The organism is Nocardia sichangensis (genome assembly GCF_047200615.1).
GTDB classification, from domain to species: domain Bacteria; phylum Actinomycetota; class Actinomycetes; order Mycobacteriales; family Mycobacteriaceae; genus Nocardia; species Nocardia sichangensis.
The window spans coordinates 169,529-195,628 of record NZ_JBJZOK010000007.1; the positions used below are offsets into that span (position 1 = coordinate 169,529).

Here is a 26,100-nt window from a genome sequence, read left to right on the forward strand (position 1 = left end):
TGATGGAAGTGGTGTCTATTGGTAACAAGAACCGAGATTGCCAGTTTATTGCTATAACTGCCGACCGGTAATTCATTGTCGATCGAAGGCATAGGAGGGGAGTACTGCGGCCCCTCGCTCGGCCGTCTGGGCGGCCGCGGACGTACCGGCTTGATTCCGCCCCTGACCCGGCATGTACTATGCCCGATCGCAGGTGTCTCTCCTCGGTTACATGGCCCTGAACCAGGATCTTCTTCGGGGATGCGCGATCGAAGTAGCGGCGCCGTGCGAGATGTGCCACGGGTCCGCGTCGCTGGAATCGGGATCCGAAACACCGGCTTCCGTGCGGGGCCGAGAGGTTTGATACGACTAGACTCAGCCAGGCTGCTGTCAGATAGCTTGTCCCACCAGAGTGTCGATGCTCCACCGCAGATTCAAAAGTTCTGTTTTCAGATTTTGAGACGACTGGAAATGCCGACAAACAGGAGGTGTGGGAGCCGCCGTAGCGGCCACAATGGTGTCCGATTCGGATGCCGGGAACTGGCTGATCGAGCTACACGCGAAACCTGAACGGCGCGGCGAACAGCAGGGGTACGCCGCTTCTCAGCAGACCAAGTGCATATATAAGCCAGATTTCGGACGCGGTGAGCCTGCGTGGTTCCGCCATGCCTTCGCGCGTCCGGGTAGGAATAAGGGGTCATGCGATGCATCTGAATTCAGACGGAACCGCCGATGGCGAACCGGGATTGATTCCGCTCTCGAGCGCGCAGTACGGCATGTGGCTCGCGGATCATGTGCCCGGTGGACCGGCTGTCAACATCGCACACTACGTCGAGATCGATGGCCCGGTGGACCACGACGCGTTCACCCGCGCGGTGAACGACGGCGGGCACGAAACCGAGTCCCTCGTGGTGCGGGTGATCGAATCCGACGGACGCCCTTATCAATTCGTGGACCGCGGCATTATCTACGACGAGCCGGTGCTGGATTTCAGCGATGCGGAGGATCCGATCGCGGCGGCGATGGAGTGGATGCGCCGCGACTACAACACGAAGGCGGTCGATCTCAGTCGCGACCGGCTCACCCGCACCAGGCTGATCCGGGTCGGCGAGGACCACTACTTCTGGTACGGCCGCGCGCATCATCTGGTGGTCGACGGGTACGGCGCCTTCAACAGTCTCACCCGAATGGCCGAGCACTACAACGCGCAGCTGGAAGGCAGGCCACCGACGCGGCTGGACGCGGCGAGTCTGCACGACATCGTCGAAGCGGAGCGCGTCTATCGCGCCGGCTCGCGGTACCAGGCGGACAAAAAATATTGGCTGGACAAGGTTTCCGATCTGCCGACACCGGTGAGCCTGTCCGGCCGAACGGCACGTTCCGGCAAGGTGGACCGCGTCGCGGGCCTGCAGCTCCCGGCGCACCTGTCCGACCGGCTCGACCGCTTCGCCGATGAGGTGAACGCATCCGCCGCGCAGGTGGTGATCGCGGCGTTCGCGGCGTTTCTCGCCCGGATGACCGGCACCGAGGATGTCGCGCTGTCGCTTCCGGTGACCGCCCGGGTGACCAAGCGCCTGCGCAACTCCGCCGCGATGTTGGCCAACATGGTGCCGATTCGTTTCGCCGTGCGCCATTCGACCACCGTGGAGGAGCTGGTCCGCGCCTCGGTGTCGGAGCTCGTCTCGGCCATGCGCCACCAGCTGTACCGGTTCGAGGATCTGCGCCGCGACTCGGCCGCGATCGATTCGTCGGCGAACTCGTTCGGCCCGATCGTGAACATCTTGTTCTTCGACTCGGAGATTCGCCTCGGCTCGGCCGTCGGCCGCTACCGCGCGCTGACCTCGGGCGCGCTCGACGATCTGCAGCTCAACCTGTACCGCTCGGGCGCGGACGCGCCGCTGCTCATCGAGTTGCACGGCAATCCGAACCTCTACGGGCAGAACGAACTCGAGTCGCACGCCGACCGGTTCCTGGATTTCCTGCAGCGGATGATGGACTCGTCCCTGGACACCCGCATCGGTGACATCCAGCTGGTCGGCCCCGCCGAGGAACTGCGCATCGTCGAGGAACTCGCCGGTCGCGACGGTGAATCCCCTTCGGCCACACTGGTGGATCTGCTGACCCGGCAAGCGGCGGCGACTCCGTCCGCGGTGGCCGTGACGTCCGAGGCGACCACTCTCACCTACCGCGAGCTCGACGAACGATCCACCCGGTTCGCCCGCGGGCTCATCGCACTCGGCGCGGGACCGGAAGCACTGGTGGCCATCGCGATGCCACGCGACGCCGACCTGATCGTCGCCGTGCTCGGCGTGCTGAAATCGGGCGCGGGGTACCTTCCGCTGGACACCGCCCATCCGGCCGAGCGGCTCGAATACGTACTGGACGACTCGAACCCGATCGCGGTGGTGACCACGCGGGGCATGCGCGAGCACGTGCCGGGCGATCCCGGCCGCGTCGTGCTGTTCGACGACGTTCTCGCCGCGGAGCAGGCCGCCGACCCGATCACCGATGCCGATCGGACCGGCCCGTTGCTTCCCGATCACCTCGCCTATGTCATCTACACGTCCGGGTCGACCGGCCGACCGAAGGGCGTATCGATCACGCACCGTGCCGTGTCCACCTACCTGGTGAACTCGTGCGCGGAGATCGGGATTCGATCCGACGACGTCTGGACGCTGTTCCACTCCTTCGCCTTCGACTACTCGGTCTGGGAGATCTTCGGCGCGCTGGTCACCGGCGGCCGGATCGTGGTCGTGGACAGCCTCACCACCCGTTCGCCGGACGACGTGGTGCGCCTGGCGGCGCGGGAGAAGGTCACCGTCTTCAGCCAGACGCCGTCGGCGTTCTATCAGTTCGCGGCCGCGCGCCAGCGGTACGCGCACGCGGGAGAGCCGGAAGGTGAACTGTCGCTGCGGCTGGTCGTCTTGTCCGGCGAAGCTCTCGATCCCGCCGGGCTGGCCGACTGGTACGAGCACAACCCGGACCTGCCGGTGCTGGCCAACAGTTACGGCATCACCGAGACCACCGTCTTCGTCACCTACACCGCCCTCACGCCGGACGTCGCCGTCCCGGGCGCGCCGAGCACGGTCGGCCCGGCATTGCCAGGCCTGCGAACCTATGTCCTGGACGAGCGGTTGCGTCCGTGCCCGCTCGGCGCATGGGGCGAGATCTACGTCGCGGGAACACAGCTGGCTCGCGGCTATCTCAACCGACCGGCGTTGAGCGCGGGACGTTTCGTCGCCGACCCCTTCGGCGGTGCGGGCAGGCGTCTCTACCGCAGCGGCGACGTGGCGCGCTGGAATCACCGGGGCGAACTGGAGTATCGCGGCCGCGCCGACCAGCAGGTGCAATTGCGCGGGTTCCGGATCGAGCTGGACGAGATCCGCAACGCCCTGCTGGCCCACGACAGCGTCGCCGCGGCGGTCGTCGTGGTGCATCTGCCCGGCACGGAGGCTGCCCGGCTGGTCGGGTACGTCGTACCCGCCGTCGGCGCCACCTGCGAGCCGGACGACTTGCGCACCCACGTCGGCGGGATGCTGCCGGAGTACATGGTGCCGTCGAGCGTCGTCGTGATCGACGCGGTGCCGCTGACCGTGAACGGCAAAGTTGATCACCGGGCACTGCCCGAGCCGGTGTTCGATTCGGCCGCGGCCTACGTCGCTCCCCGCACGGTCGTCGAGGAGTCGATCGCGGACGTCTTCGCCGAGGTGCTCGGCACCGACCGGGTGGGCGTGTTCGACAGCTTCTTCGACCTCGGCGGCAACTCGATCACCGCGACCAGCGCGGCGGTGCGTATCGCGGAAGCGACCCGGTGCGATGTGTCGGTGCGCGACCTGTTCGTCAAGCAGACCATCGCGGAACTCGCCGCGCACATCGAGGACGGACACCGTTCCGGCAGGCCCGTGCTGCGGGCGGCGGGCAGACCCGATCCCATTCCGCTCGCGCCGGCGCAGAACAGGATGTGGCTGGTCAACCAGACCGACCCTACCTCGGCCGCCTACAACATTCCGCTGATCGTCCAGCTCACCGGACGTCTCGACGCGGCGGCGCTGCGTGCCGCGCTGACCGACGTGATCGATCGGCACGAATCGCTGCGCACCGTCTACCCCGCGGTGAACGGCGAAGGGACACAAGTGATTCTGCCTGCCGACGAGGTTGTCGCTGGGCTCGACCTGACGCCGCGGCCGACCGACCCGGACGAGATCGAGGGCCGAATCCGCGACCTGGTTTCGGTCGGGACCGATCTGCGCGAACGCGCTCCGATCCGGGTGGCGCTGCTCGCGACCGCCGACCGCACGCGGCATGTCCTGGCGGTGGTCCTGCACCACATCTGCTGCGACGGATCGTCGCTGCGGCCCCTCGCGGCGGATGTCGCCGTCGCCTACGAGGCGAGGGCGCAGAAGAAGATCCCGGACTGGGAACCGCTGAGCGTCCAGTACGCCGACTACAGCGTCTGGCATCGCAGCCTGCTCGGCGACCCGGACGACCCGGATTCCCGGGCGGCCCGCCAATTGCGGTACTGGTCGCAGCGTTTGGCGGGGATGCCGCCGGTCCTGGAGCTGCCGGCCGACCGGCCGCGTCCGGCCCGCCGGACCATGCGCGGCGACGTCGCGGACACGGTGATCCCCGCGGAGACCTTCGCCGGAATCGAGCGGCTGGCGCGCGCGGCCAACGTCACGACGTTCATGGTCGTCCACGCCGCCCTGGCCGTGCTGCTGGCGCGGATGTCGGGCTCGGCGGACATCACCATCGGCACGCCGGTCGCCGGTCGCGGCGAACGCGCGCTCGAGCCGCTCATCGGCATGTTCGTCAACACCGTGCCATTGCGTACCGAGGTGTCCGCCGAGGAGTCGTTCACCGAGTTCCTCACACGGGTCAAGGGCATCGACGTCGACGCCTTCGCCAACAGCGACCTGCCCTACGAACGTGTCGTGGACGAACTGCATCCGAAGCGGTCCCCGGCGTACGCGCCGCTGTGCCAGGTGTATCTCGCGTTCGAGAACATGGACCGGGCGAACTTGGAGCTGTCCGAGCTCACCGTCGAGCTGCTGGACCCCGGCGCCGAACCGGCGAAGGTGGACATCATCGTCACCGTCGCCGAGAACACCGCCGCGGGCGGCGATGTCGCGCTGCGCGTCAACTACGCGACAGACCTGTTCGATCGGGAGACCGTCGAAGAGCTCGCCGAACGACTGAATCGGGTGCTCGACGCGTTCGTGGCGAATCCACGGGCCCGAGTCGGCGACGTGGATTTGTTGTCGGGAGTCGAGCGTCTGGGATTGGTCCCTGCCTCCGGTGGTCGTGCCGAGCCGCCCCGGGTGCTGGCGGATGTGTTGCTGGTGGGTGAACGCACCGCGCCTGCCGTGGTGGCGGGGGATCGCGTGCTCTCCTACGGGGAGTTGGACGACTGGTCGAATCGTCTCGCACGGGTCCTGATCGACTGGGGGGTGGGGCCGGGGGATCAGGTCGCGCTGGCCATGGGGCGGTCGGTCGAGTTCGTGGTCGGTGTGTGGGCGGTGGCGCGGGCAGGCGCCGCGTTCGTGCCGGTCGATCCGCGCTATCCGAGCGAGCGGGTCGCGCACCTGGTCGCGGACGCGAATATCGAGGTCGGGCTCACCGTCGAGGCGTCGTGCGGCATGCTTCCCGGTCACGTGCGGCAATTGGTTCTCGACCATCCTGGCACCGAGGCGTTCCTCGCGGCGCAGTCCCCGGCTGTGGTGACCGACGCGGAACGGGTGCGGGCCTGCCGTGTGGCCGACGCGGCCTACGTGGTGTACACCTCGGGCTCGACCGGCAGGCCGAAAGGCGTGGCGGTCACCCACGAGGGCTTGGCGAATTTCGCGATCGAGCAGCGTGAGCGGTATCGGGTGGATCGCAGGTCACGCGTGTTGCAGGTGGCGGCGCCCGGCTTCGACGCGGTGATGCTCGAGTTGCTCATGGCGCACGCCAACGGCGCGGTGCTGGTCGTCTCGCCGCCGGAGGTGTTCGCCGGGGCGCAGCTGGCGGAATTGATTCGCGCACAAGAGGTCTCGCACGCGTTCGTGACGCCCAGCGTGCTGGCGACGATGTCGCCCGCCGGACTCGATTCGCTGCGGGTGCTGGTGGCGGGCGGAGAAGCGGTATCGGCCGAGACGGTTTCGGTATGGGCGCCGGGGCGTCGGCTGCACAACGGGTACGGGCCGACCGAGACCACGATCATGGTGGCGATCAGCGATCCGCTGTGCGTCGGCGACCCGGTAACCATCGGCGGCCCGATCCGCGGCGTCGACGCGGTGGTTCTCGACGAGCGGTTGCGGCCCGTCCCGGTCGGGGTGACCGGACAGCTGTACGTCTCGGGCGTGCAGCTGTCGCGCGGGTACCTCAATCGTCCCGCCTCGACCGCCGCCACGTTCGTCGCCAACCCGTACGGTCCCGCGGGCACCCGCATGTACGGCACGGGTGACCTGGCGCGCTGGACCGCCGACCACACCTTGGAGTACCTGGGGCGCACCGACTTCCAGGTCAAGATCCGCGGACAGCGCATCGAACCGGGCGAGATCGAAGCCGTCCTCGCCGGGCACCCCACCGTCGCGGCAGCCGTCGTGGTGGGCGTGCACGCCGAGACCGGGTCGCGCCTGGCGGCGTACGTGGTGCCCGCCGACGGCGTGGTCGATACCGCGGAACTGACCAGGTATGCGGCGCAACGCCTGCCGTCGCACATGGTGCCGGACACGGTCATGGTGCTCGACACGCTCCCACTGTCGTCGGTGGGCAAAGTCGATCGCGCCGCCCTGCCGGAACCGGAATTCGCCCCCGCCGTGGAGTTCGTCGCGCCGCGCAACGCCACCGAGCAGATCGTGGCCGACATCTGCGCGGGCGTGCTGGGCGTCGAACGCGTCGGCGTGCTCGACGGTTTCTTCGATCTCGGCGGCAACTCGCTGTCGGCCACCCGCGCGGCCGCGCAGCTCAGCGGTGCGTTCGGCGTCGAGGTGCCGCTGCGCGCGATCTTCGAGACGCCGACCATCGGGGCGCTGGCGGAGCGCCTGCGCAGTGCCGACGCGGCGACCAGGGCGCCGCTGGTGCCGCAGGAGCGCCCGGACCGGATCCCGCTCTCACCCGCCCAGGCCAGGATGTGGTTTCTCAACCAGTTCGACACGAGCTCACCGGTGTACAACATCCCGCTGGTCGTGCGGATGTCGGGAGACCTCGACGTGGCCGCGATGCACGCGGCGATCGCGGATGTGCTCGAACGGCACGAGGCGCTGCGCACGGTGTACCCGGACAGCGACAGCGGGCCGCACCAGATGATCGTGTCGGTGCCGACGGCGCTGCCGCCGCTGACGCCGGTGGCGGTCGCGGACGGTGCGGTCGAGGCGCGCGTCGCCGCCGAGGTCGCTGTGGGCTTCGACGTCACCACCGAGGTTCCGTTCCGGGTCGCGTTGTTGCGCAGCGCGGCCGACGAGCATGCCTTGGTGCTCGTGGTCCATCACATCAGCTTCGACGGGTCCTCGCTCGCGCCGCTGGCCGCGGACCTGATGGCCGCTTACCGTGCCCGGGTCGGGAACGAAGCGCCGCAGTGGGCCCCGTTGCCGGTGCAGTACGCGGATTACGCGCTGTGGCAACGGAAGCTGCTCGGCAGCGAGGACGATCCGCACAGTCCGACCGTCGCCCAGACCCGGTACTGGATCGCGGCTCTCGCCGATCTGCCCGAGGTACTGGATCTGCCCACCGACCGTACGCGGCCCGCGAAGCAGTCGTTCCGGGGCGCGACGGTCTCGGCCACCCTTCCCGCGGATCTGCATCGCGAGGTGATCGCGCTGGCCCGCAGCCACGACGCGACGGTCTTCATGGTGATGCACGCGGCCTACGCGGCACTGCTGGCGCGGTTGTCCGGTACCGGGGACATCGCGGTCGGCACACCGATCGCCGGTCGTGGCGAGCCGGGGTTGGACGGCCTGGTCGGGATGTTCGTCAACACGCTGGTGTTGCGGACGTACATCGAACCCGGCGCGTCCTTCGTCCGGATCCTGGACCAGGTCCGGGCCACCGACCTGGCCGCCTTCGAGAACGCCGACATCCCGTTCGAGCGTCTGGTCGAGGTGCTGAATCCGCCGCGCTCGACGGCACACGCGCCGTTGACGCAGGTGGGCTTCTCGTTCCAGAACATCGAGATCCCCACGGTGCGGTTCGAGGGCCTGACGGTCTCGGCGCGGATGGCCGATCCGAGCGTGGCGAAGTACGACCTGCACCTGAATCTGGTCGACGCCTTGGCGGCGGATGGCGAGCCGGGGGACATGGCGGTCGAATTCGGCTACGCGACGGATCTTTTCGACGAGTCGACGGTCGAGTCGATGTTCGACCGCTATCTGCTGTTGCTGCGCGCGATCGTCGGTGACCCCACCCGCGCCATCGGCGACATGGATCTGCTGACCGCCGAAGAGGCGCACCGGATCGCGGCCCGGTCGAGCGGCGTACGGACGCAGGCTCCGTCAGCGACGATCGCGGACCTGTTCGCCGCACAGGTGGCCGCGACGCCGGAACACCCGGCGGTGCTCGACGCCGCCGGTGGTGCCCGGCTCGACTACCGGGAATTCGGGGCACGGGTGAATTCGCTGGCCCGCGCGCTGATCCGGCGCGGCATCGGACCGGAGACCATTGTGGCGGTGGCGATGCGCCGCTCGGTGGACCTGCTGGCCACGCTGTACGCCATCCACGCGGCGGGCGCGGCCTACTTGCCACTGGACCCGGACCATCCGGCCGACCGGGTGAGTTCCGTCCTCTCCGCCGCGCGTCCCGCCGCGATTCTCACCCGTACGCCCGACCGGGCGAGTCTGCCCGGCGACGTGCCGGTCTGGACGCTCGGCGAGCTGGAGGCCGAGCGCCTGGACGCGTCGGCGCTGACCGATGCCGATCGGATCCGGCCGCTGCGCCCGGACGATCTGGCCTACGTCATCTACACCTCCGGTTCGACGGGTGTGCCCAAGGGCGTGGCGGTTGCGCACGCGGCGGTGGTGAATCAGCTGCGCTGGATGCGCGATCACTACCGGCTCGGTGGCGGCGACGTCATGCTGCTGCGCACCCCGGTGACGTTCGACCTCTCCGTCTGGGAGCTGTTCTCCGCGCCGACCTGCGGCGCTGCCTTGGTGGTCGCCGGTCCCGACGCGCACGGCGATCCGCGCGAGATCGCCCGGCTGATGGCCGAGTATCACGTGACCACGGTGGATTTCGTCCCGTCGCTGCTCGCGGCGTTCCTCGAGGTGGCGACTCCGGATCAGTTCCCGGACCTGCGGCGCGTACTGTGCATCGGTGAGGCGTTGTCCGCAGAGATCGCGCGCCGCTTCCGGGATTTCAGCGACGCCCGCATCGACAACCTGTACGGCCCGACGGAAGCGGCGGTCAGTGTCACCGCGCACCGGATCGACGTGGTCGAAGGCGCGACCGTGCCGATCGGCGTGCCCGAGGCGAATGTCACGGTGCACGTGCTGGACTCGCGGCTGCATCCCGTGCCGGTCGGCGTCACCGGCGAGCTGTACCTGGGCGGCGTGCAGCTTGCCCGCGGATACCACGAACGCCCGGACCTGACGGCCGCGACGTTCGTCGCCGATCCCTCCGGCGCCGCGGACGGCGCGCGTCTCTACCGCACCGGTGACCTCGTGCGCTGGGACGGCGACGGCAACCTGCGCTATATCGGCCGCGCCGACACCCAGGTGAAGGTGCGCGGCCTGCGGATCGAACTCGGCGACATCGAAGCGGCGCTGCTCGCGCACGAGCAGGTGCGCGCGGCCGTCGCGCAGGTACGCGGCGACGGCGGCGAGCAGCGGCTGGTGGCCTACGTCGTCGCGGATGGCGCGCTCGACGCCCGGCAGGTACGGAATTCGCTGCTGGACCGGCTGCCCGCCTATATGGTGCCGTCGTCGGTGACCCGGATCGACTCGATTCCCTTGAATGCCAACGGCAAGGTGGAGTATCGAGCGTTGCCCGAGCCGGACCCGAGCGCCCAGGACACCGAGTTCCGGGCGCCGCGAGGTCTGATCGAACAAGCGATCGCCGCGGTTTTCGCGGAACTGTTCGACCGCCCCGAAATCGGCGCGGACGACGATTTCTTCGAGTTGGGCGGCAACTCGCTGGTCGCCACGCGCGCGCTGAGCCGGATCGGGGACGTCGTGGACGTGACCATTCCGGTGCGCGCGATCTTCGAGGCGCCGACCGTGTCGGGGCTGGCCGAGCGCATCGCCCAGTTGCGCGCGGTCCCGAGTCTGCCCGCGCCGACGCGGGTCACGCGGCCGGACCGTATCCCGCTGTCGCACGCGCAGACCCGGATGTGGTTCCTCAACCAGTACGACCCCGCCGCGCCCGGATATGTCGTGCCACTGGCGATCCGGCTGGAAGGCGCGCTCGATCCGGCCGCGTTGACGGCCGCTGTCAGCGATGTGCTCGAGCGGCACGAGAGCTTGCGCACGATGTATCCCGCGGTCGACGGCACGCCCACCCAGGTCGTGCTGAACGCCGAAGACGTGCTCGCGACCTGCGATCTCACCCCGCAGGCCGTCGGTGAGCGGGAACTGCCGCACCGGCTGGCCGAATTCTGCGGCACCGGATTCGACGTGGCCGAGGGTGTGCCGCTGCGGGTGGCGCTGTACCAATTGTCCGACGAGGCGTGGACGCTCGCGCTGGCCGCGCACCACATCAGTTGTGACGGCTTCTCGGTGGCCCCGCTGGCGGCCGACCTGGTGACGGCGTATCGGGCGCGCTCCGGCGGTACCGCGCCGGATTGGGCGCCGCTGCCGGTGCAGTTCGCCGACTACGCCTTGTGGCAGCGAGCGGTCCTCGGTTCCGCGGACGACCAGGACTCGCCGGTGGCCCGCGACATCGCTTACTGGCGAACGCAACTCGCGGGCGTACCGGAGCTGCTCGAATTGCCGAGCGACCGGCCGAGGCCGATCGAGCAATCCCAGCGCGGGGCGGTGATCCAGGTCGCCATACCCGGTGAACTGCAAGGCCGGGTGGAATCGCTGGCACGGCGCTCCGGTGCCACCACGTTCATGGTCGTGCACGCGGCCCTGGCGGTGCTGCTGTCGCGACTGTCCGGCAGCGACGACGTCACCGTCGGTGTGCCGCACGCGGGCCGGGGCGACCGGTCGCTGGACCACCTGGTCGGCATGTTCGTCAACACCTTGGTGCTGCGGTCGCGGGTCACGCTCGACCAGACGTTCGCGAGTCTGCTGGACCAGGTGCGGCGCACCGACATCGAGGCGTTCGATCACGCCACCGTGCCGTTCGAGCAACTGGTGGACGCGCTGAACCCGGTGCGATCGACCGCGCATACGCCGTTGTTCCAAGTGCTGCTGGCCTACCAGAACATGACCCGGGCTCGCGTCGAACTGCCGGGACTCACCGTGGAGAACGTGGACCCCTGCGACAGCGCGGCGATCTACGACCTGTTGCTGATGATCAGCGAAGGCCACGGCACGCACAACGAGCCGACCGGCATGACGTTGCGCCTGACCTACGCCACGGATCTGTTCGACGAGGACACGGTGCGCGGCTTCGCCGACCGGTTCGTCCAGGTCCTCGATACCGCGGCCCGCGATGCCGAGGCCACCGTCGGGGAGATCGGCCTGCTCGACGAGGCGGAGCGGTCCCGAGTGCTGGAGCGGTGGAACGACACCGGTGGCTCCGCCGCACCGGGCCGGACGCTCGTCGACGTCTTCGACGAACAGGTCGCGCGCACACCGGACGCCACGGCGCTGCGGCTTCCGGACGGAAGTACGGCGACCTACCGGGATTTCGACGCACGCGTCAACCGGCTGGCTCGCTGGCTCATCGGGCGCGGTGCCGGGCCGGAGACGATCGTGGCGGTGGCCGTCCGCCGATCGGCCGAGCTGGTCACGGCACTGTACGCGGTCGTGAAGGCGGGCGCCGCGTTCCTGCCCATCGACCCGGATCACCCGAGCGCGCGGATCGCGCACGTCCTCGGCGCGGCCGATCCTCTGCTGGTGCTCACGACCGCGGACGACGGCCAGGGCCTGCCCGACGGATTCGAGTACGCGCGGATCGACCGGCTGGACGTGACCGGTCTGTCCGGCGCTCGGATCACGGACGCGGAGCGCCGCACACCGCTGCGGCCGAACCATCTGGCTTATGTGCTGTTCACCTCCGGGTCCACCGGGGCGCCCAAGGGCGTGGCGCTGACCCATGCCGCCACCGTGAGCCAGCTGGCATGGGCCCAGCAGCGGTGGCCGCACGGAACGTCCGACGCGGTGCTGCACAAGACGCCGATCACGTTCGACATCGCCGTGTGGGAGTTGTTCTGGCCGTTGCAGACCGGCGCGCACATCGTCGTAGCCGAACCGGGCGGACATCGCGATCCCGTTCACCTGGCGAAGGTCATCGCACGGCACGAGATCACCACCGTGCACTTCGTCCCGTCGATGCTCGATGTCCTGCTGGAATCGGCCGGGGTCGCGGAACTGCCCTCGATCCGGCGGGTGTTCGTCGCGGGTGAGGCGCTGGCGCAGCGCACGGTCGACGCCGCGGCGCACGTCTTCACGCACGCGGAGCTGGTGAACTGGTACGGGCCCGCGGAGGCGGAGGTGGTCACCGCGCAGCCGTGCGCGCCGGGTGCGTCGGCCGTCGCGGCGGTGCCGATCGGAGCGCCCGCCGGCGGCATGAAGGTCTACGTGCTGGATTCGCGGCTGCGGCCGGTGCCCGTCGGGGTCGTCGGGGAGCTGTACGTCTCGGGTGTCCAATTGGCGCGCGGATACCACGCGCGCGCCGATCTCACCTGCGGCGCCTTCGTCGCCAACCCGTTCGGCGTTGCGGGACAGCGGCTGTACCGGACCGGTGACCTGGTCCGGTGGCGCAAGACCGGCGAGCTGGAATACCTGGGGCGCGGCGACTTCCAGGTGAAGGTGCGCGGTCAGCGGGTGGAGCCCGGTGACATCGAAGCCGCGCTGCGCGCCTGCGGGCAGGTAGCGCGTGCCGTGGCCATCGTGACGACGGAGCGCATCGTCGGTTACGTGACGTTGGCGCCGGGCGCGGTCACCGACGGCCGCGCGATCCGCGAAGAGCTGACCCGGACGCTGCCGTCCTACTTGGTTCCGGACGTCGTGCAGGTGCTCGACGCGATGCCGCTCACCGCCAACGGCAAGCTCGACCGGTCGGCGCTGCCGCGGCCGGTGTTCGACGACGGCGCGGACTTCGTCTCGCCGCGCACCGACGGCGAGGTGGTGCTGGCGCGTCTGGTCGCCGAACTCACCGGCGCGGAACGGGTGAGCGTGACCGCGAATCTCTTCGAGATCGGTGTCAACTCGCTGTCGGCCGCTCAGCTCGCGGCGCGGGCCCAGGCGGTCGTCGGCGTCGATGTCGGCATCAAGGACGTCTTCGATGCGGCGACCATCGCCGCGCTGGCGGAGCGGATCTCGGCACGGACCGGATCCACCGCTGTTGCGCTGACCGCGCGGCCACGCACCGGCGCGGTCCCGTTGGCGGCGGCGCAGCGGCGGATCTGGTTCCTCAACCAGTTCGACACCTCCTCGGCGGCCTACAACATCTGCTTCGCGGCCCGCCTGACCGGGCCGCTGGACACCGAGGCACTGCGTGCCGCGTTCCTCGACGTGGTGACCAAGCACGAGCCCTTGCGGACGGTGTATCCGCTCGTCGACGGCGAGCCCTGCCAGGTGGTGCGGGAGATCGCGACGATCGCCGCGGACATGGCCTTCGAACCGGAGCCGGTCGTCGGCGAGACGGAACTCGCCGACCGCATGCGCAACGCGGTCGAGGCGGGATTCGACATCGCCGAATCGGTACCTGTGCGGGCACGGTTGTATCGCACCGCGACGCGGGAACATGTGCTGGTGGTGGTGGTCCATCACATCGCCGCCGACGGGGCGTCGATGGCTCCGCTCGCCCGCGACGTGTTCGCCGCGTACCGGGCGCGGGCGGGCGGCCACCCGCCCCGGTGGGAATCGCCGGTGGTCCAGTACGCCGACTACGCGATGTGGCAGCAGGAGCTGCTCGGCTCCGAGGACGATCCGGCGTCGCTGATCGCGCGGCAGATCGATTACTGGACCGACGCTCTGGACGGTTCCCCGGAGCTGCTTGCCCTGCCGACGGACCGGCCACGCCCCGCCACCCTCTCGACCGACGGCGGCAACGTCCGGTTCGAGCTGCCCGCGCGGCTGCACGACGACATCGTGCGGCTGGCCCACCGCGAGGGCGTCACGGTGTTCGTCGTCCTGCACGCGGCCCTGTCGATCCTGTTGGCGCGCACCGCGCACAGCGACGACATCTCGGTCGGCACGCCGGTCGCCGGTCGCGGCAAGCCGGAACTCGACGATCTCGTCGGCATGTTCGTCAACACCGTGGTGCTGCGGACCCGCATCGATGAGGATCGCTCGTTCCGGGAGCTTCTCGCCGTAGTGCGCGATGTCGACCTCGAAGCGCTCGCTCACGCCGACCTGCCCTACGAGCGGCTCGTCGACGTCATCGGCCGTCCGCGTTCGACGGCGTATTCGCCACTGTTCCAAGTGATGTTCGGGTTGCAGAACACCGGAGCGGCCCGATTCGAGCTGCCCGGAATCGACGTCGAGATCATGGACCCCGGCATCGCGCAGGCCAAAGCCGACCTCACCGTGCTGGTGACCGAGCGGCGCGAAGGCGATCGGCCCGCCGGAATCGACGGCGAGATCATCTACGCCACCGATCTTTTCGTCCAGTCGACCGCAAATGCTCTGGCGGAGAGGTTCGTCCGCGTCCTCGAGGCGGTCACCGCCCATCCGGCGCGGGCGATCGGCCACATCGATCTGTTGAGCGCCGCCGACACCGAACGCTTGGTGCCCGCGCGAGGCGGCGACGACGCGCGGCCTTGCTTGCTGCCGGATCTGCTGGCGACGGCCGTGGCATCGGCTCCGGCGGCGGTGGCCCTGATCGGGGACGGCGAAACCCTCACGTACGCGGAGCTGGACGTCAGGGCCAACCGGCTCGCTCGACACCTGCTCACCCAGGGAGTCGGGCCGGGAGTGTTCGTGGCGCTGGCCGTGCCACGCTCGATCGAGTATCACGTCGCCATGTGGGCGATCGCGAAGACCGGCGCCACGTTCGTCCCGGTCGATCTCCGCTACCCCGCCGAGCGGATCGCGCACATGGTGAGCGATTCCGGCGTCCGCGTCGGGCTCACGCTCGCGACCGCACGCGGGGAGCTGCCGGACGCGGTGCGCTGGCTGATGCTCGACGATCCGCGCACGGCGCAGGAGATCACGGCGCGGTCCGGCGAGGCGGTGACCGATGCCGATCGCGGGCGTGTGCTGCGGATCGAGGACGCCGCCTACCTGATCTACACGTCCGGTTCGACCGGAACACCCAAGGGTGTCGTGGTCACCCATGCCGGGTTGGCGAACTTCGCGGCCGAGCAAACCGAACGCTACCGGGTCGACGGCACGTCCAGGGTGCTGCAAGTGGCGGCGCCCGCGTTCGACGCGGTGCTGCTCGAAGCGCTGATGGCGCATGCGGCGTGCGCGGCGTTGGTCGTGTCGCCACCGGAGGTGTTCGGCGGGCCGGATCTGGCCGCGCTGATCCGGACGCATCGGGTGTCGCACGCGTTCCTGACGCCGAGCGTGCTGGCGACCATGGCGCCCGCCGGTCTCGAGTCGGTGCGGATGCTCGCGGTCGGCGGCGAGATGGTGCCCGCGGAGCTGATCGCCACCTGGGCGCCGGGTCGCCGGTTGCACAACATCTACGGCCCGACCGAGACGACGATCGTGATCACGATGAGCGATCCGGTGCGGCCGGGCGATCCGATCGTGATCGGCGGCCCGATTCGCGGCGCGGAGGCCTTGGTGCTGGACGCGCGCTTGCGCCCGGTGCCGGTCGGAGTCGCGGGGGAGCTGTACCTGTCGGGTGCACAGCTGGCGCGCGGCTATCTCAACCGGCGTGCGGTCACGGCCGGTGCGTTCGTCGCGAATCCGTACGGTGGCCCGGGCGGGCGGATGTACCGCACTGGGGACATCGTCCGCTGGACGACGCGGCGCACGCTCGAATACGTCGGCCGCAGCGACTTCCAGATCAAGATCCGTGGCCAGCGCATCGAACTCGGTGAGATCGACGCGGCGCTGCTCACGCATCCGGCGGTGGCCGCCGCGGTGACCGTCAGCCGCACGGGGCCGGGCGGGCACCCGGTGCTGGCCGCGTACATCGTGACCGAAGCCGCGACGGTCGCCGACCCGGAGACCGTGCTCGAACACGTCGCGTCGGTATTGCCCGCGCACATGGTGCCGTCGGTGCTCACCGTGCTCGATCGCATGCCGATCACCTCGACCGGCAAGGTGGATCGGAAAGCATTGCCGGAGCCGGTCTTCCGCGCCGATGGAGATGATGCGGAGGCGGCGTCCACCGATCTGGAACGCACCGTCGCGGCCGCGTTCGCGGATGTTCTCGGCGTCGCGTCGGTCGGTGTCTCCACCTCGTTCTTCGCCCTCGGCGGCGATTCGATCCTGTCGATCCAGTTGGCTTCCCGGTTGAAGTCGGCAGGTGTCGTCGTGACGGCGCGGGACATCTTCGAGCAGAAAACTGTCCGTGGCCTGGCGCGGGTCGCCGCGGCCGCCGAACGGTCTTCGCTCGCGGAGTTGCCTGGTGGCGGCGTGGGCGAGATCCCGTTCACCCCGGTGGTTTCCTGGTTCACCGAGCGTCTCGGCGCCGCTCCTCGGTTCGCTCAGTCGATGCTGGTGCGCTTGCCGCGCGACGCGCGAGTCGAGGACGTGACCGCGACGGTGCGGGCGGTGCTGCGACAGCACGACATGCTGCGCGCGCGGCTGCGCGACCAGTGCTTGGAGGTGCCGCGGCCGGAGGCCGCGGATGCCGCGGACGTGGTGCTGACCCGCACCTTCCGCGCGGATGAGACCCCGGGCACTGACGGTTTCACCGCGGTGGTGGAAGCGGCGCTGGCCGAGGCGTCGGACCGCCTCGACCCGGCGGCGGGCCGGATGGTGCAGGTCGTGTGCCTGCTGCCCGAACCGGGCCTCGACGCCGAGGCGCGGGCGCTCGTGGTCGTCCATCACCTCGTGGTCGACGGTGTGTCCTGGCGAATCCTGATTCCCGACTTCGCGACAGCCTGGCAGCAGGTCACGCGGGGACGAACGGTGGAATTGCCCGCGCAAGGGACATCGATGCGCCGATGGGCGCACGCGCTGGCCGATGCCGCCGCGGCCCGTGCCGGGGAGTTCGACCTGTGGCACCGGATGGGTGCGGCGCCGGATCCGCTGCTCGGCAGCGCGGTGCTCGATCCCGCCGTCGACACCCAGTCGACCGTGCGGCATCTGACGGTGTCCCTCCCGGTGGACGTCACTTCGGCATTGCTCGACGCGGTGCCGAAGGCCGCGCACGGCAGCGTCGACGACGCGTTGCTGGCCGGCCTGGCCGTGGCGGCGACGCGCTGGCGCCACCGGCGCGGTATCGCGCACGCGGGTGTGAAAGTCCTCTTGGAGGGGCACGGCCGCGCGGAACAGATCGCCGAGGGAGCGGATGTCTCCCGCACGGTGGGCTGGTTCACCAACACCTACCCCGTGGCGCTCGACCTGAGCGGGGTGAATGCGGATGATCCGCGTGCCGCGGTGAAATCCGTGAAAGACCAGTTGCGCGTGATCCCGGACAAGGGGATCGGCTACGGCCTGTTGCGTTACCTCCACGCCGACACCCGCGACCGGCTCGCGGCACTGCCGGAGCCGCAGATCGGTTTCAACAATCTCGGCCGGGTCGGCGTCGACCTCACGACGCTGTCGGACCTCGCGTGGATTCCGACCGACGAGCCGTTCGACCGGTGGTCGGCCTTCGATCCCGACATGCCCGTGGCGGCGGCCGTCACGATCGACGTGAACATCGTGGACACCGAAGCGGGACCGCGCCTGTCGGCGCGGATCGGCTACGCGTCCCGGCTGTTCGAGCGCGACGACGTGGCCGAACTCGCCGACGAATGGATCGGCGCGGTGACCGGGATCGCGACCGCGGCCCTCGCGGACGAGGACTGGGGCTTCTCACCCGCCGACGTTCCACTCGTTGAGGTCACACAATCCGACCTGGACGGGTTCGCCGACCGTTACGGAGCGCTCGGCGATGTCTGGTCGCTGGCGCCGCTGCAGGCGGGACTGCTGTTCCATGCCGAACTCGCCGCGGGTGACCTCGACGTCTACACGGCACAATCCACCCTCGCCCTCGCCGGTGTGATCGATGCGGATCGGCTGCAGCGCTCCGCCACGGCCTTGCTGGAGCGTCATCCGAATCTGCGAGCCGCCTTCGTGCGCACGGCCGATGGCACTCCGGCGCAGGTGATTCCGGCGGCCGCCGCCGTGCGCTGGCGGCGGGTCGATCTGCGCGACGGCACGACGACCCCCGAGGAGCTGATCGCGGCCGAGCGGGCGGTCCCGTTCGATCCCGCCGATCCTCCGCTGCTGCGGTTCCTGCTGATCGATGTGGCGCCGCAGGAGTTCCGGCTGGTGCTGACGGCGCACCACCTGCTGTTGGACGGCTGGTCGTTGCCGTTGCTGTGGCGCGAGTTGATCGGCCTCTACGCGGTGAGTGCGCGGGCCGAGTTGCTGCCCGCCGCGGCGTCGTACCGCGGCTACCTGGCATGGCTGGATCGGCGCGAGCCGTCGACCGGCATCGAGGTGTGGCGGGAGGTCCTGCGCGATTTCACCGAACCGACGGTGATCGCCGACGCGCGCACGCACACGACGGTCGGCATCCCGGTCGACCTTGCGGTGGTGCTGGATCGTGCCGTCACCGCGGAACTGGTGGAATTAGCTCGGGCACGGGCGGTGACCATGTCGACGATCGTGCAGTTCGCCTGGGCGGTGGTCCTGGGGAACCTGCTCGGCACCGAGCGTGTGGTGTTCGGCAGCACGGTGTCGGGACGTCCCGCCGACCTGCCCGGCGTGGAATCGATGATCGGCTTGTTCATCAACACGATCCCGGTAGCCGTGCACCTCCCGCGAACCTGGACCGTCGAGGACGCGCTGCGGCGGTTGCAGGCCGACAACACCCGCGTGCTCGATCACCACGACGTCGAACTGTCCCGGATCCTGGCGGACACGGGCGCTGCCCAGCTGTTCGACACGCTGGTCGTCTTCGAGTCGTATCCGGTCGACAGCAGCGGCCTGGGCGACGCGGACATCGACGGCATGCGGGTGGTCGCGGCCGACGGAAGCGACGCAGCGCACTACCCGATCACGGTGCAGGCGCACCAGACCGATCAGCTGCACGTCATGATCCGCTACCAGCGGGCCCGCGTGGACGACTCGACGGCCGCCGGTCTGGCCGCCCGGATGGAGACCGTGCTGCGCGCCATCACGACCGATCCGGGCGCGCGGCTGGGCGCGGTCGACCTGCTGACCGCTGCCGAGCGCCGTGACCTGGTACCCGCCACCGGCGGACCCGCCGCAGCGCCCCGAGTTCTCGCTGAGCTGTTGGCCGCCGGTGTCGCGGTGGATCCCGAAGCGGCAGCGATCGTTTCGGACGGGCACACGATGTCGTACGCCGAGTTGGACGCCTGGTCGAACCGTGTCGCGCGCGAGCTGATCGACTGGGGTGTCGGCCCCGGCGAGCAGGTGGCGTTGGCGATGGCCCGATCGGTGGAACTCGTGGTCGGCATGTGGGCGGTCACCAAGACCGGCGCCGCGTTCCTGCCCGTGGATCCGCGCAACCCCGCCGAACGCGTCGGGCACATGGTCGCGGACTCGCAGGTGCGGGTCGCGGTCACGGTCGAGGCGTGGCGAGAGCTGGTTTCCGGGCCCGTCCGGCGGCTGGTACTCGACGATCCGGAGACCCGTAAAGCGATCGAGGCACGGTCCTCGGACGCGGTGACCGACACGGATCGAACACGGACGCCGCATGTTCGCGACACCGCGTACGTGCTGTACACCTCGGGCTCGACCGGGACGCCCAAGGGCGTCGCGGTCACCCACGAGGGGCTGGCCAATTTCGCGGCCGTGGAACGTGACCGCTTCGGCGCGGACAGCCGGTCGCGGGTACTGCACGCGTCCGCTCCCGGTTTCGACGTCGTGGTCCTCGAGTTGCTGCTGGCCCACACCAACGGCGCGGTACTCGTGGTGGCGCCGCCGGAAGTGTTCGGCGGCGCTGAACTGGCGGAATTCATTCGGCAGCAGCGCGTCTCGCACTCCTTCCTGACGCCGAGCGTGCTGTCGACGATGTCACCGGAGGGGTTGGATCGCCTGCGGGTACTGATGGCCGGTGGCGAGGCCGTGACGCCGGAGATCGTCACACAGTGGTCGCCGGGCCGGCGACTGCTGAACGGGTACGGCCCGACCGAAACAACGATCCTGGCCGGAATCGGTGGCCCGCTGCATCCCGGTGCGGCCGTCACGATCGGTGGTCCGATCAGCGGCGTCGAGGCCGTCGTGCTGGACGCCTGGCTGCGGCCGGTGCCGGTGGGCGTGGTCGGCGAGTTGTATCTCGCCGGTGTGCAACTGGCCCGCGGATACGTGAACCGCCCGGTGGCGACGTCGAACGCGTTCGTCGCGAACCCGTTCGGTGCGCCGGGATCCCGCATGTACCGAACCGGCGACCTGGCTCGCTGGACGCCGGAGCACACCGTGGAGTACCTCGGTCGTCGCGACTTCCAAGTCAAGATCCGCGGTCAACGGATCGAGCTCGGTGAGATCGAGGCCGTGCTGGCCGCGCAACCCGGCGTGGAACACGCGGTCGTCGTGCTGCGCGAAGACGAGCGCGGCGTCGGCAGACTCGTCGGCTACCTGGTCGGCGCCGAGAACCTGGATCCGGAGCAGATCAGGGCGGCCGCGCGGCTGCGGCTGCCCGCGCACATGGTGCCCGACATCTGCGCGGTGCTCACCGAATTCCCCCTCACCAGAACCGGAAAGCTCGACCGCCTGGCACTGCCCGCGCCGCGGTTCTCGGCGGCACGGACCTGGACCGCACCGGGTACGGAGACCGAGCGGCAAGTCGCGGACGTCTTCGGAAGCGTCCTCGGCATCGACCGGGTCGGAGCGGGCGACAGCTTCTTCGACCTCGGCGGCAACTCGTTGTCGGCGACGAGGGTGACCGCTCAGTTGGGTACCGCGCTCGGAGTGAGCGTGGGCGTTCGCGACCTGTTCGAAGCGCCCACGGTCGCCGGACTCGCCGCCCGTCTGGACGCCTCCGAGCGGACGGTCCGCGCACCACTGGTGCCGCGCACCCGCTCCGGGCTGGTGCCGTTGTCGCCTGCACAACAGCGGATGTGGTTTCTCAACCAGCTCGACACCTCCGTCGGCGCGTACAACATCCCGCTGGTGATCCGGTTGACGGGCGAACTCGACATCGACGCGTTGCGGCGCGCGTGCGAGCTGGTCCTCGATCGGCACGAGTCACTGCGAACCAGATTCCCGATGACCGACGGGACGCCACATCAGGTCGCGGTCCCCGTCGAAGAGGTCACGATCGGGCTGACCGCCGTACCGGTCGAGGCGGATCGGCTGATGGAGCGAGTGCTCGCCACCGTCTCGGCGAGCTTCGATGTCACACAGGAGCCTCCGCTGCGCATGGCGTTGTTCCGGCTCGGAGCCACCGAGCACGTCTTGGTCATCGCCGTGCACCACATCTGTGCCGACGGGCAGTCCATGATGCCGCTCGCGCGAGACGTGGCGGTGGCCTACCAGGCGAGCAGACGAGGGACACAACCGATCTGGCCCGCTCTCGCGGTCCAGTACGCGGACTACACGCTCTGGCAGCGCGATGTACTCGGTGACGAGCGCGACCCGGGCTCGGTCATGTCCCGGCAGTTGCGCTTCTGGAAGGACACTCTCGCCGGGCTGCCCGAACTGCTCGAACTGCCCACCGACCTGCCGCGTCCGCCGGTGGCGTCGATGCGTGGCCGGACCGTGGATTTCGAGATCTCCGCCGCGTTGCGGGAACGAATCGGCGCGCTGGCGCGCGCGGCGAACGCGACTGTCTTCATGGTCGTGCACGCCGCGCTGGCAGTCTTGCTGTCGCGGTCGGCCGGTGTCGGCGATGTCGCGGTGGGTGCTCCGGTGGCCGGACGCGGGGAGCGCGAACTCGACGATCTGATCGGCATGTTCGTCAACACCCTCGTGCTGCGGTCACGGGTGTCGTCGCGTCAGTCGTTCGCCGAGCTGCTCGCGGCGACGCGGGAAACGGATCTGGCGGCGTTCGCCCATGCCGACGTGCCGTTCGAGCAGGTGGTGGAGGCAATCAATCCACCGAGGTCCACGGCCCATCTGCCGCTGTACCAGGTGACGCTCGATGTGCAGAACCTGAGCAAGGCCGCGTTGGAACTGCCGGGCCTCACCGTCGAGCCGGTCGAGAACGGCTTCGAACCGGCGCAGGCCGACCTGAACCTGAATCTCGTCGAAGGCTCCGGCGCCGGTGGGCAGGCGGAGGGCATCCGAGGTCGCCTGACCTACGCCACCGATCTCTTCGTCGAGGAGACGATGACCCGGTTCGCGGCGGCCTTCGTGCGGATCCTGGAGCAGGTGACCGCCGATCCGCAGGTCGCCGTCGGTGACATCGACCTCGTGGGCCCGCAGCAGCGTCGCGAGCTGCTCGGCGCGGCCGGTGTCGCCGGGGTCGCGGTGCCGGACACGACCCTCGCGGAACTGTTCACCGTCCAGGCCGTCGCGCGACCGGACGCGGTCGCGGTGACCGACGGCGAGTCGCAACTGACCTACGCGGAGCTGGATCGGCGCTCCGCCGCGGTGGCCGCTCGGCTGGCGGAGCGGGGAGTGGGTCCGGAATCCCTGGTGGCCGTGGCGTTGCCGCGGTCGGCGGACCTGGTCGTCGGCCTGCTCGGCGTCGTGCGCGCGGGTGCGGGATATCTGCCGCTGGATGTGGCGTATCCGCCTGAACGATTGCGCTTCATGCTCGACGATGCTCGTCCGGCCGCGGTTCTGACCTCGGCGGACCTGTCCGCCGCGGTGCCGGAGTGCGCCGCGCCGGTACTGCTCATCGAGGAGTGCGCGAACGACGACGCGGCGGCCTCCGATTCGGTGGTGTCGCCTGCGCGGCCGGGCAACGTCGCCTACGTGATCTACACGTCGGGATCGACGGGCCGCCCGAAGGGCGTGACGGTCGGCCACCGGGAAGCGGTCACCCTGTTCACCAACGCGGCCGAGCGATTCGACCTCGGACCCGACGACGTGTGGACGATGTTCCATTCCTACGCCTTCGATTTCGCGGTGTGGGAGATCTGGGGCGCGCTGCTGTCCGGCGGCAAGGTGGTCGTGGTCGACTACGACACCTCCCGGTCGCCGGAGGCGTTCGTGGACGTCGTGGCGCGGGAGGGCGTGACCGTGCTGAGCCAGACGCCGTCGGCGTTCTACGGATTCGTCGACGCGGAGCGCCGCTATCGGGAATCCGGCTGCCCCGCAGGAGATCTCGCGTTGCGTTATGTCGTCTTCGGTGGCGAGGCGCTGGACGCGTCGCGGTTGGACGACTGGTTCGCCGCGCACGCGCCTGGCATGCCACGGCTGATCAACATGTACGGCATCACCGAGACGACCGTGCACGTCACGTTCTCCGAAGTGACGCAGACGAGCTCGGCCGGGATCGGTGTGCCGCTGCCCGGGCTGCGGGCGTACGTTCTCGACGACCGGCTGCGTCCGGTGCCGATCGGTGTCGCCGGAGAGATCTATGTGGCCGGTGGGCAGCTTTCCCGGGGATATCTGGGGGCCGCGGCACTGACCGCGGGCCGATTCGTGGCGAATCCCTTCGATCCCGACGGCGCCCGGCTCTATCGATCCGGGGATGTCGGCCGCTGGCGGAAGTCCGCGAGCGGGCTGGAGTTGGCGTACGCGGGCCGGGCCGACGCGCAGGTGCAGTTGCGTGGTTTCCGCATCGAACTCGGCGAGGTGGAGTCGGCGCTGTTGCGCCATCCGCTCGTCACCCAGGCCGCGGTCACGGTGCACCGGCACGATCGCGGTGTCGATCAGCTGATCGGCTACGTCGTCGGCGTCGACGGCGAGCGGATCGATCCGGCGGAGGTCCGCGAGGCCGCCGCCGAGGTGCTGACCGGCTACATGGTGCCCGCGACGATCATGGTGTTGCCCGCGCTGCCGTTGACGGTCAACGGCAAGCTCGACCGAAAAGCACTGCCCGACCCCGAGTTCGACGAGTCGACGATCGCGTTCGTGCCTCCGAGGACCCACACGGAGAAGGTGATCGGCGACGTCTACGCGCAGGTCCTCGGCGTCCAGCGGGTCGGGGCATCGGACGGCTTCTTCGATCTCGGCGGCAACTCGCTGCTGGCCACCATGGTGGTGACCGAGTTGCGCGGCCGCGGCGTGACGATCCAGTTGCCGTGGATGTTCGACGACGCGACGCCGCAAGCCCTGGCGGCCCGGGCCGACGGCACGGCGGGCGGTTCGGGGCTGCAAGTATTGCTGCCGCTGCGCGCGCACGGCCCGAAGCCCGCGGTGTTCGCGGTGCATCCCGCGGGCGGGCTGGCGTGGTTCTACGGCGGAATGGTCGAACATCTGGACAAGGACCGGCCGGTCTACGGCTTGCAGGATCCCCATGTCGTGGCGGGCGAACCCGGTGCGCGTTCCGTCGACGAACTCGCGGAACGCTATGTCGCCGAGATCCGCCGAGTGCAGCCGAGCGGGCCGTATCACCTGCTGGGGTGGTCGCTGGGCGGTGCGATCGCGCATGCCGTCGCGGTCCGGCTCCAGCGGGAAGGACAGCAGGTCGGCGTGCTGGCCATGATGGACAGCGCGGTCGGCGACTCCGAGGCGCTGGCCGCGGCGATGAGCGGCACCGCGGACGAGCCCGCGCCGAGCGAACTGATGGCCGATCTGCTCGGTGGCTGGCGTGAGCTGTTCGACCTCGGCGCCGAGGTGACCGCGCAGACCCACGAGCAGGCCTGGGCGGTGATCCGCGATCAGGTGACCGCCACCGGGATGTTCACCGCCGAACAGGTCGATCGGGTGATGGAGAGCTTCCGGACCGCGAGCGATATCGCCAGGGAGCATCGGCCGGGTGTCTTCGACGGCGATCTGATCTTCTTCACCGCAGGAAAAGACCGCACGGACCACGACGCCGTCGTGCGGACGTGGCGGCCGTTCATCACCGGCGATCTGCACAACACGGTCGTCGACGCACGACATCTCGAGTTGACCCATCCGCACGCACTGGCCGTCATCGGCCCGATCCTCGAAAGGTTCGCGAACGCATGCTGAAGACTCTCGATCAACTCCAGCAACTCCGGCTCGAGGACGGCAGGACGGTCGCCTGTACCAGTCCGGCCGAGGCGCGGATGTTGTGGGGCGAGATGTCGACCGACGGCTTCTATCGGCTAGCGGCCGCGCTGCTGCGTCCCGGGGACATCGCACTGGACATCGGCGCGAACATCGGGCTGAGCGCGATGATGTTCGCCGAGACCTGCCCCGGCGTCCGGGTGATCGCCGCCGAGCCGGCCCCGGCGACCTTCGACTGTCTGCAGCGCAATATGGCCGCTCATGTGCCGGACGGCGTGCCGTTGCAGGTCGCGGTCGGCGCGGCGCCCGGCAGCGCGCCGTTCACCTGGTACCCACGGGCGTCGGCCAATTCGGGTCTCTACGCCGACCGCGCGGCCGACGACCGGGCCACCGAGATCTACCTGCGCAACAGCGGCCTGAACGACGAGGCGATCGCTCTGATCACCGCCGGGCTGCACGAAGGCGAGCGAATGGAGGTCGAAGTCACCACCGTTTCGGCGATACTCGACGAGCACGGCGGGAACGCGGAGGTCGGCTTGCTCAAGGTGGACGTCGAGCGAGCGGAGCTCGATGTCCTGCGCGGCATAGCCGCCGCGGACTGGCCGCGCATCCGCGCCGTCGTCGCCGAGGTGCACGATCGGGACGACCGTTTGGCCCAGTGCCGCGAATTGTTGAGCGGACACGGTCTGTACGCGCGAACGCGCCAGGACCCGAGCCTGGCCGGAACCGAACTGCACGAGATCTACGCCGTCAGGCCGGAGAGCGTCTGACGGTCCCGCGCCGTCTTGTTCCATCTCGGCACGGGTCCAGCCTGCGGATACTCTCCCAGGCTGTTCCCGTGCCGGATCGCCGCCTTCCCGCGCGCTCTCCGGAACAGCCGGATCCCACTGTCGCGGGTGTGGCGACGACCCGGGTACTAGAGATAGAGAGC

General features: G+C 69.6%; 2 protein-coding genes. Both read left to right on the forward strand.

The window, feature by feature from the left end:
- The first annotated feature begins 683 nt into the window (after positions 1 to 683).
- Complete coding sequence (locus ACL03I_RS12590) at positions 684 to 25,151, forward strand: non-ribosomal peptide synthetase (protein ID WP_412805976.1); 24,468 nt, start codon at positions 684 to 686, stop codon at positions 25,149 to 25,151.
- Positions 25,145 to 25,939, forward strand: coding sequence for an FkbM family methyltransferase (locus ACL03I_RS12595; RefSeq protein WP_355075341.1), 795 nt, complete (start codon positions 25,145 to 25,147; stop codon positions 25,937 to 25,939). Before ACL03I_RS12590 ends, ACL03I_RS12595 begins: the two co-directional genes overlap by 7 nt.
- The last annotated feature ends 161 nt before the right edge of the window (positions 25,940 to 26,100 follow it).